General features: G+C 62.0%; 7 protein-coding genes, 1 rRNA gene and 1 pseudogene. All 9 read left to right on the top strand.

The features are described from left to right. Positions 1 to 248: pseudogene (locus Y707_RS26455) on the top strand (ornithine carbamoyltransferase); the annotation flags it as partial. Further along, on the top strand, positions 245 to 886 hold the full coding sequence (locus Y707_RS26450) for an arginine repressor (RefSeq protein ID WP_081744915.1): 642 nt from the start codon (positions 245 to 247) through the stop codon (positions 884 to 886). The pseudogene Y707_RS26455 and the gene Y707_RS26450, both read left to right, overlap by 4 nt. Positions 887 to 1,035: 149 nt before the next feature. After that, positions 1,036 to 2,244, top strand: coding sequence for an argininosuccinate synthase (locus Y707_RS0115170; RefSeq protein ID WP_026535719.1), 1,209 nt, complete (start codon positions 1,036 to 1,038; stop codon positions 2,242 to 2,244). Between the two features lie 3 nt (positions 2,245 to 2,247). Then, the gene (gene argH / locus Y707_RS0115165; protein WP_026535718.1) at positions 2,248 to 3,690 is read left to right on the top strand and encodes an argininosuccinate lyase; all 1,443 of its coding nucleotides are present in this window, start codon (positions 2,248 to 2,250) and stop codon (positions 3,688 to 3,690) included. Between the two features lies 1 nt (position 3,691). Next, the gene (locus Y707_RS0115160; protein WP_051442075.1) at positions 3,692 to 4,342 is read left to right on the top strand and encodes a DNA-3-methyladenine glycosylase; all 651 of its coding nucleotides are present in this window, start codon (positions 3,692 to 3,694) and stop codon (positions 4,340 to 4,342) included. 142 nt (positions 4,343 to 4,484) lie between these two features. Further along, positions 4,485 to 4,991: an adenine phosphoribosyltransferase gene (locus Y707_RS0115155; RefSeq protein ID WP_035781920.1), complete on the top strand. Its 507-nt coding sequence runs from the start codon at positions 4,485 to 4,487 to the stop codon at positions 4,989 to 4,991. Positions 4,992 to 5,137: 146 nt separating this feature from the next. Further along, the gene (locus Y707_RS0115150) at positions 5,138 to 7,438 is read left to right on the top strand and encodes a HelD family protein (RefSeq protein WP_081744914.1); all 2,301 of its coding nucleotides are present in this window, start codon (positions 5,138 to 5,140) and stop codon (positions 7,436 to 7,438) included. Between the two features lie 19 nt (positions 7,439 to 7,457). Next, entirely contained in the window at positions 7,458 to 8,774 is a 1,317-nt protein-coding gene (gene tyrS / locus Y707_RS0115145) for a tyrosine--tRNA ligase (protein WP_035781918.1), read from the top strand. Positions 8,775 to 9,682: 908 nt separating this feature from the next. After that, a 16S ribosomal RNA gene (locus Y707_RS0115140) occupies positions 9,683 to 10,661 on the top strand; the annotation flags it as partial.

Here is a 10,661-nt window from a genome sequence, read left to right as displayed (position 1 = left end):
AGGCGCGGGCGGACGTGTTCAAGCCATATTCCATCGATTCCGCCGCGCTGGCACAGGCGGCACCGGACGCCGTGGTACTTCACTGCCTTCCCGCCTACCGTGGACTGGAAATATCCGCGGATGTGATTGACGGTCCGCAGTCGGTGGTCTGGGACGAGGCGGAAAACCGCCTGCACGCGCAGAAGGCGCTGATGGCCTGGCTGGTGGAGCAATCCGGAAACCCGGCTGCAGGTGTGGCGACGCGATGAGCACCAGGAACACCGAACCAAGCGGCGGGGAGGAGGTGCCCGGCGCCGCGCAGACAGACGGCCGGACCGGGCACGACGCCGGGACGGACGGCCGGACCGAGCATGACGCCGGGACGGACGGCCGCTCGACCGGCAGGCCGGCCACCAAGACGGCACGGCAAGGACGCATTACCGCCCTGCTGACCTCCCGGCCAGTGCGCTCGCAGGCGGAACTGGCCGCTTTATTGGCCGACGACGGCGTCATGGTCACCCAGGCGACGCTTTCCCGGGACCTCGTGGAACTTGGCGCGGTCCGGGTGCGAAGCCCGGCCGGCGGACTCGTCTACGCAGTGCCATCGGACGGCGTCGACCGTACCCTGCAGTCGGCGCTGGACCAGGAAGTCCTGGACGCCAGGCTGGGGAAACTGTGCGAAGACGTGCTGGTGACCGCGGAGGCCTCGGCCAACCTGGTGGTCCTGCGCACGCCGCCCGGGGCTGCGCAATACCTGGCCTCCGCCATCGACCATTCCACGATGCCGGCCATCATGGGTACTATCGCCGGAGACGACACGATCCTGCTGGTGTGCCGCGACGCCGGCGCGGGTGACGCCGTCGCCAAGCGGTTCCTGGATCTCGCCGCGGCCGCCGGCAGGGCCTGACCCTAACGGATAGTCAGCGCCCGACGTGAACGAATCGGCAAACGCGTCCCTGAACGCATAGCCTTGAAGCAAGCTCAACCGACTAACCACGCGCGGGCGGGCGGCGCCCGATCGGCGCGCTGACCGCTCAATCGAACAAGGAGCAATTTGTGACTGACCGCATCGTTTTGGCCTACTCCGGTGGGCTCGACACCTCCGTCGCCATCGGCTGGATCGCCGAAGCCACCGGATCCGAGGTGATTGCCGTTGCCGTCGACGTCGGACAGGGCGGCGAGTCCCTGGAGACCATCCGCCAGCGTGCCCTCGACTGTGGTGCCGTCGAAGCCTATGTTGCCGACGCCCGCGACGAATTCGCCGCTGAGTACTGCATGCCGGCGCTGAAGGCCAACGCCCTCTACCAGGACTCCTACCCGTTGGTGTCCGCCGTGTCCCGGCCGGTCATCGTCAAGCATCTGGTTGCTGCCGCCCGCGAATTCGGCGCCTCCACCGTTGCCCATGGCTGCACCGGCAAGGGTAACGACCAGGTCCGCTTCGAGGTTGGCATCCAGACTCTGGGTCCGGACCTGAAGTGCATTGCCCCTGTCCGGGATCTCGCGCTGACCCGCGACAAGGCCATCGAATATGCAGAGAAGAACAACCTTCCGATCGAGACCACCAAGAAGAACCCATTCTCGATCGATGCGAACGTCTGGGGACGCGCGGTCGAAACCGGTTTCCTCGAAGACATCTGGAACGGTCCCACCAAGGACGTGTACAACTACACCGATGATCCCGCGTTCCCACCGGTGGTCGACGAAGTCACGATTTCCTTCTCAGCCGGTGTTCCCGTGGCTATCGATGGTCACGCCGTGACGCCGCTTGAGGCGATCCAGGAGATGAACCGCCGCGCCGGAGCGCAGGGTGTCGGCCGGATCGACATCGTCGAGGACCGCCTGGTGGGTATTAAGAGCCGCGAAATCTACGAGGCTCCTGGCGCGATGGCGTTGATTGCCGCGCACCGCGAGCTCGAGAACGTCACTGTTGAGCGCGAGCAGGCCCGCTTCAAGAAGACGGTCGGCCAGCGCTGGACGGAACTGGTCTACGACGGCCAGTGGTTCTCCCCGCTGAAGCGTTCACTGGATACCTTCATCGATGACACCCAGACATATGTCAACGGTGACATCCGGATGGAGCTGCACGGCGGCCGGGCAACTGTTACCGGACGCCGCTCCGAAACCGCGCTGTACGACTTCAACCTCGCCACCTACGACACCGGCGACACCTTCGACCAGTCGATGGCCCGCGGCTTTATCGAGCTGTTCGGAATGTCTTCGAAGGTCGCTTCCGGGCGGGACCAGCGCGCGGCAGAGGGCAAATAAGCCATGACCGGTCAGGGAACTAACGACGGTGCACGGAAAACGAACACCGGCGCGCTGTGGGGCGGCCGATTCGCGAGCGGACCCAACGACGCGCTGGCGGCCCTGAGCAAATCCACCGACTTCGATTGGCGCCTGGCCGGTTACGACATCGCCGGGTCCAAGGCACATGCCCGGGTGCTGCACAAAGCCGGACTGCTCGACGATGCCGAACTCGAGGGAATGCTGTCCGCCCTGGACCAGCTCGATGCGGATGTCCGTTCGGGTGCATACACCGCGGCCGACTCGGATGAGGATGTGCACGGCTCCCTGGAGCGCGGTCTGATCGAGCGGGCCGGGCCGCAACTGGGTGGCAAGCTTCGCGCGGGCCGATCGCGGAACGACCAGATCGCCACCATGGGCCGCATGTATCTGCGCGACCATGGCCGCATCATCGCTCGGGGAGTGCTCGACGTCGTCGACGCCTTGATGGCGCAGGCAACCGAGCATCTGGGCGCTGCCATGCCGGGGCGGACCCACCTTCAGCATGCCCAGCCGGTGCTGCTTTCACACCACCTGCTGGCCCATGCCTGGGCTTTGCTGCGGGATGTGCAGCGCCTGATCGACTGGGATAAGCGCGCGGCCGTCTCGCCGTACGGATCAGGCGCGCTGGCGGGTTCGTCGCTCGGGTTGGATCCGGAGGCGGTGGCCAGGGACCTGGGCTTCAACTCCGCCGTGCACAACTCGATTGACGGAACTGCTTCCCGCGACGTTTATGCAGAGTTTGCCTGGGTCAGCGCCATGATCGGCGTCGACCTGTCCCGGATCAGCGAGGAAATCATCTTTTGGGCGACCAAGGAATTCTCCTTCGTGACTCTCGACGACGCATTTTCCACCGGGTCGTCGATCATGCCGCAGAAGAAGAACCCTGACGTAGCGGAACTGGCCCGCGGCAAATCCGGACGCCTAATCGGAGACCTGACAGGACTGCTGGCCACCCTCAAGGGCCTGCCGCTTGCGTACAACCGGGACCTGCAGGAGGACAAGGAGCCGGTTTTCGACGCCGCCGATACCCTCGAACTGTTGCTGCCGGCGGTGGCCGGGATGGTCGCCACACTGAAGTTCCACACCGAACGGATGCATTCCTTAGCTCCGCAGGGCTTCGCACTCGCCACCGACGTCGCCGAATGGTTGGTCCGCCAAGGCGTGCCGTTCCGGGTGGCGCACGAGTTGTCGGGTGAGGCCGTGGCCTTGTGCGAAAAGCGTGGGATCGAACTGTGGGACCTGACGGATGAGGACTTTGCCGGCATTTCGGAGCATCTAACCCCCGGCGTACGGGAGGTGCTGACGGTCGACGGTTCGCTCAACAGCCGTGATTCCCAAGGCGGGACGGCACCGTCCGCAGTACAGAAACAACTTGAGGTGCTGCGCTCCGACGTCGAAACCGCCAGGGAATACGCACGGATCTGAAATGCACCCTGTTAATGCCGATCACAACTTTCTGCTGCACCACCATAGTGTGGACGCGGCGCCGCGGCTGTTGGGAGCAACGTTGCGGCATGAAAGCGATGAGGGGCCGGTAACGGTCCGGATTACCGAAGTTGAGGCCTACCTCGGGTCGCAGACTTCGGATTTTCCGGACCCCGGCTCGCACGGCTTTCGTGGCAAGACGAACCGGAACGCGGTCATGTTCGGCCCGGCCGGATTCCTCTATGTCTACTTCACTTACGGCATGCATTATTGCGCCAATATCGTCTGCGGCACAGCGGGCACTTCGTCCGGCTGCCTGCTCCGCGCTGGCGAGGTGATCGAAGGGCGGGAACTGGCCAAGTCAAGGCGTGCAGCGGCGAAAAAGGAAGTCGAACTGGCCAAAGGCCCCGCCCGGCTGACGCAGGCCCTCGGGTTGGGAAGGGAACACAACGGGCTCCCGGTCTTTGAGTCCCCATTGACGCTGCGGTTGGCCGATGCCGCTCCGTCCCCGCAGCACCTGAGTACCGGTCCCCGCGTCGGAGTAAGCGGACCCGGCGGCGGCCACGAGTACCCCTGGAGGTTCTGGCTCTCCGGGGACAAGACTGTGTCGACGTACCGCCCGGCGAAACCACGCCAGGCGCCCGCCGTCTGAGCCTGGACTCTTGGTCCTGTTCGTGAATCGCTCCAGCAGAAGATGCACTTAAGCGGCGCTCAAAGGTGCATCTTCTGCTGGATCGATGCCAAACCGGTACGGTGCTTAGGTGACTATTTCTTCCCGTGAACCGGTGGAGTCAATGATCAGTCGGCTCTGCGCCGTGGTCCAGGACTACCCAAAGCCAGGAATCACCTTCCGCGACCTGACGCCGGTGTTCGCGGATGGAGCAGCACTCCGCGCCATCGTCGATTCCCTGATCGAGCCCTTTGCCGGCCAGTTCGACGCCGTCGCCGGTGTGGAGGCGCGTGGCTTCCTGCTGGCCGCAGCCGCAGCCTACTCTGCCGGCGTCGGAGTCATTACCGTCCGTAAGCCCGGCAAGCTTCCCCGCCGCGTCTATACCGAACAGTATGACCTGGAGTACGGATCGGCCGGTCTGCAGATGCATATCGACGACGTCGCGGCCGGAACCCGGGTGCTGGTGCTCGACGACGTTCTCGCCACCGGAGGGACCCTCGCCGCCACAAGCAGGTTGTTCAGCCGCGCCGGCGTCCGGGTGGCCGGTTTCGGCGTCGTACTGGAATTAAACGGACTTCGCGGCCGCAGCTCTTTGGCCGGGCACCGGGTCCGATCCCTCGCCCGTGTCTGATAAAAGTTGCCTGCGTGCATCCCGGCGTGAGACAGCCCTTCGCACCTTCCTGCAATGCGCAGCCGACCGGCGCGTAATCCAGCAATGCGCCGGCGCACAAATCGCTGTAGAATAGACGGTCTGCCTTTTAGCGGGAGGGGAATGCAATGCCGGAGAGCCGTTTGGCCGATACCGAACCCACAGCCACCGGGTCCACAGGTTCAGAAACCGTGGATTCCGAGCTGAACAATGAGCGCGAATATGTGGCGGGACTCTATGCCCGTCTGGACGAGTTGCGGGAGGAAAAGGCGGCCCAGCTCGCCCAGGTCCGGCGCACTACCTCCGCCGGCTCACATCAGAACCGTTCCGAACGTGACGCTTTCGCCACCCTCTACGAGGACCGGCTGGCTCAGCTCAACGCAGTGGATGACAGGCTGGTGTTCGGACGGCTGGATCTGGACGACGGCGAATCCCGCTACATCGGCCGCATCGGCTTGTCGACGGCCGACCTGCAACGCCTCATGGTGGACTGGCGCGCCCCGGAGGCTGGCACCTTTTACCAGGCGACAGCCTTCGAACGCCAAGGCGTACGCCGCCGCCGGCACCTGATCCTGCAGGGCCGCAAGGTCAAGGCCATCGAGGACGACGTCCTCGATACGGAAATGCTGGAGGACTCGGATGTCCTGCAGGGCGAGGGCGCGCTGCTGGCCGCACTGAACTCAAAGCGCACCGGCCAGATGGCCGACATCGTCGGAACCATCCAGGCAGAACAGGACCGGATTATCCGTTCCGCTCTGCCAGGAGCACTGGTGGTCCAGGGCGGACCGGGAACCGGCAAGACCGCCGTCGCGCTGCACCGTGCCGCGTACCTGCTATACACGCACCGCGAGCGTCTCAAGTCGGCCGGCGTGCTGCTGGTGGGCCCATCCAATTCCTTCATGCGCTACATCGAACGCGTGCTGCCTTCGCTGGGTGAGACCGGCGTCGTGATGACCAGCGTGGGCCGGCTGATGCCGGGAATCAGCACGGTGGACGAGCGGAATCCGGACGTGGTGGAGATCAAGGGCCGCCTGGAGATGGCCGACGTCGTCAAGCGCGCTGTTGCCAACCGGCAGCGGGTGCCGGACGCCGATCAGCGGCTCAAGGTCGAAAGCACGACCATTACGTTGACGCCGAAGCAGGTGCGCCGTGCGCGGGAGAAAGCCCGTGGCACCGGCAAACCGCATAACGAGGCGCGGATGACGTTCGTCAAGATCCTGTTGCGGGAACTGACCGAACAGTTGACAGAGAAAATCGAGGAATCCTCCGGCCGCGGCAATGCGGCGGACCGGTCCTATCTGGCCGAGGAGGTCCGGTCCTCCCGCGACGTTCGGGTCGCCATCAACCTGTGCTGGATGCCGCTCACTCCGGAAAAGCTGATCCGGGACCTGCTCTCCAAACCGGAACGACTGGAGGCAGCCGCCCCGAAGCTCAATGCAGGGGAGCGGGAATTTCTGCTGCGCAGCCCGGACGCGCCGTGGACCGAAGCGGACGTGGCATTGCTGGACGAGGCCGCGGAACTGCTCGGCGAGCTGGATGTATCCGGAGGCCGGGACGCGGTTGCCCGCGACGCGGAACGGCAGCGCGACATTGCCAACGCCGAGCGGACGATCGAAAACGTCAATCCGTCACTGGCCGATTCGGGCGTCGATGGAACCCTCCGGGCAGAAGAGCTGGCGGATTTCAATGCGGTCCAGGAACAACGCTTCTCGGCTGCCGAACGCGCCGTCAATGATCGCACCTGGGCCTTCGGGCATATCGTGGTCGATGAGGCGCAGGAGCTGTCCGCCATGCAGTGGCGGCTGCTGATGCGCCGCTGTCCGCTGAAGTCGTTCACCATCGTCGGCGACATCGCGCAAACCAGTTCCGCAGCCGGCGCGGCTTCCTGGGCACAGGCGCTCGAGCCGTTCCTGGGGGAGCGGTGGAAGCTGGAGGAGCTGACGGTGAATTACCGTACCCCCACCCAGATCGCCGAAGCCGCGGTCCGGATGACCAACGCCGCGGGCCTGGGAATCGCCGCACCCAAGGCGGTCCGCGAAGGCCGCTGGGGACCCGTCGTCGAACGCGTCGAGGAGGGCAGCCTGACGGAGGCATTGCTCGACGCCGTTCCCGAGGAATTGGACCTGCTCGACGGCGGTCTGTTGGCCATCATTGCGGATGCTCCCCGGGTGGCTGGCCTCCGGGGGGAGTTGCGTGCCGTCTACGGCGGGCGGGTCGGGGCCGGATCCGGTGGACTCGAGCAGGATATTGTGGTGATCAGTGCCCACGACGCCAAGGGACTGGAGTTCGACGGCGTCATCATCATTGAGCCTGCCGAGCTATTGGCCGCGGCCGGTGGCAAGGTCGGGGACCTGTACGTTGCCATGACACGACCCACCCAGCGGCTGCGCCTGATAGCCGAAGGAGAAATCCCCGCGGGGATCGAGTAATTTAGGAAATGTGACTTCCATGCAGGTTGAAAGTTCCCCGAGCGTCAAGGCTCAACACAACGACACCAGCTTCGCCAACGTCTGGCAGGAGCTTAAATGGCGGGGTCTGATCCACGTTTCCACCGATGAAGCTGAACTCGAAAAGGCCCTCACCGGTGAACCGCTGACCTACTACTGTGGTTTCGACCCGACGGCACCCAGCCTGCACTTAGGCAATCTGGTGCAGCTGTTGACCATGCGCAGGCTGCAGCTCGCCGGTCACCATCCGATTGGGCTGGTGGGCGGCTCCACCGGTCTTGTAGGGGATCCACGCCCGACGGCGGAACGCACTTTGAACACCAAGGAACAAGTTGCCGAATGGGTGGGGTACCTCCAGGGCCAGGTCTCGCGGTTCCTCAGCGTTGATGGTGACAACCCGATGCAGATGGTCAACAACCTGGACTGGACAGCGCCAATGACGGCCATCGACTTCCTGCGTGAGGTGGGCAAGTACTACCGCGTGGGCACCATGATCAAGAAAGACGCAGTGAGCGCCCGGCTGAATTCGGATGCCGGCATCAGCTACACCGAGTTCAGCTACCAGATCCTGCAGGGATTGGATTACCTGGAACTGTTCCGCAGCTACGGCTGTACGCTCCAGACGGGTGGTTCCGATCAGTGGGGCAACCTCACCAGCGGGGTGGACCTAATTCACCGCGCCGAGGGCAAGAGCGTGCACGCCATCGGAACCCCGCTGATAACCAATTCGGATGGAACCAAATTCGGCAAGAGCGAAGGCAATGCCGTTTGGCTGGATGAAAAGCTGACGACGCCATACGCCATGTACCAGTTCTGGTTGAACACTGCTGATGCCGATGTCGTGGACAGGCTTAAAGTCTTTACATTCCTATCGCAAGAACAGATCGAAGAATTGGAAACGGCCGTCGCGGAGCGGCCGCATAAACGGGAGGCCCAACGGACGCTGGCATACGATGTCACGTCATTGGTCCATGGAACCGACGCGGCCGATAAAGTAATTGCTGCTTCGGCCGCACTATTTGGCCAAGGCGAATTGCACGAGCTCGATGAGGCAACGTTAAAATCGGCGACGGCGGAACTGCCCAGTGGCACCGTCAGTCGGGATGGAATGGGAATTGTGGAGCTGTTGGTGGCTTCCGGTCTCGCGCAAAGCAACTCGGCCGCACGACGGACGGTTGCCGAAGGCGGCGCGTACATCAACAACGTCAAGGTAACGGATGCGGATGCTGTGATTGACTTCACCGAGCTCCTCCATGGCCGGTACTTGCTCGTCCGGCGCGGAAAGCGCAATCTGGCAACTGTGGAAGTGGCACGGTAGTCACGCCTGCCGGCAGGCGTGACGGCCCGGGAATACGCAAGAACAAAGGCGGACCCGGGGTTCGGACCGGCGCGGCTGGAGCACTCAGTTGGCGGCTTTTCAGGCGGCGGGGGTGGTCCTGGGATGGGATTTGACGGCACGCTCGGAACTGCCGTAATGTTCTTGAAGTCGCCTACCGATGAAGTCCATTAGGACAAAGGCTGCGACGGTCTGGAATACGGGCCGGGCAGAAAATCGAGCAGGGACAACCCCTTCAAATCAAGAAGCGATGCTGTGTGTGCGTGAAGCGGACTGCACGGAGTGGCTGATACATTTTGGTGGGTTCATAAAGAATTGTTAGTGCAAAATCCGGGAAATTTCGGATTTGACAGTAAGAATTCAAATGAAATAAAGTTATAAACATTGCAGCGAAGAAATGCAGAACTTGTTTAGAGTTCAAATTGATTCGAATCAGCAATGGTTTCATCGGGAAACCGTGACGCGAAATCGGGAAATAACCGGTTTGCATAACGGCTCCGCATGAAATAGAGTAGAAAACATTGCAGCGAAGAGATGCGAAACGAATTTACAGTTTCGAATAATTCGAGTTTTGCAGTGTGTTCATGAAGAAAACGCGAAGCAGGATCCGGAAAGAATCGGATTTGCATAACGGATTCGGATGAAATAGAGTAGTAAAGTTGCTTCGGTGTGGATCGGGGAGTTGTTTTCCTTGGTTTGGCTGGATGCGTCTGTTGTTTGAGAACTCAATAGTGTGCCAAGTTTTGTCGATACCGATATTATTTATTGGTTGAGATTGTCATCTGGCTGCCGCCCCTGTGGTGGTTGGATGGTTTTTTTAGCTGGTTTCAAATTTAGTGCGATCAGTGTGCTCCTTTTTCCGGGGTGTGCTGGTTGTGTCTGTAGATACATCAACGGAGAGTTTGATCCTGGCTCAGGATGAACGCTGGCGGCGTGCTTAACACATGCAAGTCGAACGATGATCCGGTGCTTGCATCGGGGATTAGTGGCGAACGGGTGAGTAACACGTGAGTAACCTGCCCTTAACTTCGGGATAAGCCTGGGAAACCGGGTCTAATACTGGATATGACTGCCGGCCGCATGGTCTGGTGGTGGAAAGCTTTATGCGGTTTTGGATGGACTCGCGGCCTATCAGCTTGTTGGTGAGGTAATGGCTTACCAAGGCGACGACGGGTAGCCGGCCTGAGAGGGTGACCGGCCACACTGGGACTGAGACACGGCCCAGACTCCTACGGGAGGCAGCAGTGGGGAATATTGCACAATGGGCGAAAGCCTGATGCAGCGACGCCGCGTGAGGGATGAATGCCTTCGGGTTGTAAACCTCTTTCAGTAGGGAAGAAGCCGCTTCGGCGGTGACGGTACTTGCAGAAGAAGCGCCGGCTAACTACGTGCCAGCAGCCGCGGTAATACGTAGGGCGCAAGCGTTATCCGGAATTATTGGGCGTAAAGAGCTCGTAGGCGGTTTGTCGCGTCTGCTGTGAAAGCCCGGGGCTCAACCCCGGGTCTGCAGTGGGTACGGGCAGACTGGAGTGCAGTAGGGGAGACTGGAATTCCTGGTGTAGCGGTGAAATGCGCAGATATCAGGAGGAACACCGATGGCGAAGGCAGGTCTCTGGGCTGTTACTGACGCTGAGGAGCGAAAGCATGGGGAGCGAACAGGATTAGATACCCTGGTAGTCCATGCCGTAAACGTTGGGCACTAGGTGTGGGGGACATTCCACGTTTTCCGCGCCGTAGCTAACGCATTAAGTGCCCCGCCTGGGGAGTACGGCCGCAAGGCTAAAACTCAAAGGAATTGACGGGGGCCCGCACAAGCGGCGGAGCATGCGGATTAATTCGATGCAACGCGAAGAACCTTACCAAGGCTTG

The organism is Arthrobacter sp. H14 (assembly GCF_000520495.1).
Taxonomy (GTDB): Bacteria; Actinomycetota; Actinomycetes; order Actinomycetales; family Micrococcaceae; genus Arthrobacter_C.
This window is presented reverse-complemented; position numbering and strand designations above follow the sequence as displayed.

What these genes read in the sequence shown, in the direction of transcription:
- Y707_RS26450 (WP_081744915.1), top strand. Translation starts at nt 245, where the DNA reads ATGAGCACCAGGAACACCGAACCAAGCGGCGGGGAGGAGGTGCCCGGC.
- argH (WP_026535718.1), top strand. Translation starts at nt 2,248, where the DNA reads ATGACCGGTCAGGGAACTAACGACGGTGCACGGAAAACGAACACCGGC.
- Y707_RS0115160 (WP_051442075.1), top strand. Translation starts at nt 3,692, where the DNA reads ATGCACCCTGTTAATGCCGATCACAACTTTCTGCTGCACCACCATAGT.
- Y707_RS0115155 (WP_035781920.1), top strand. Translation starts at nt 4,485, where the DNA reads ATGATCAGTCGGCTCTGCGCCGTGGTCCAGGACTACCCAAAGCCAGGA.
- Y707_RS0115150 (WP_081744914.1), top strand. Translation starts at nt 5,138, where the DNA reads ATGCCGGAGAGCCGTTTGGCCGATACCGAACCCACAGCCACCGGGTCC.
- tyrS (WP_035781918.1), top strand. Translation starts at nt 7,458, where the DNA reads ATGCAGGTTGAAAGTTCCCCGAGCGTCAAGGCTCAACACAACGACACC.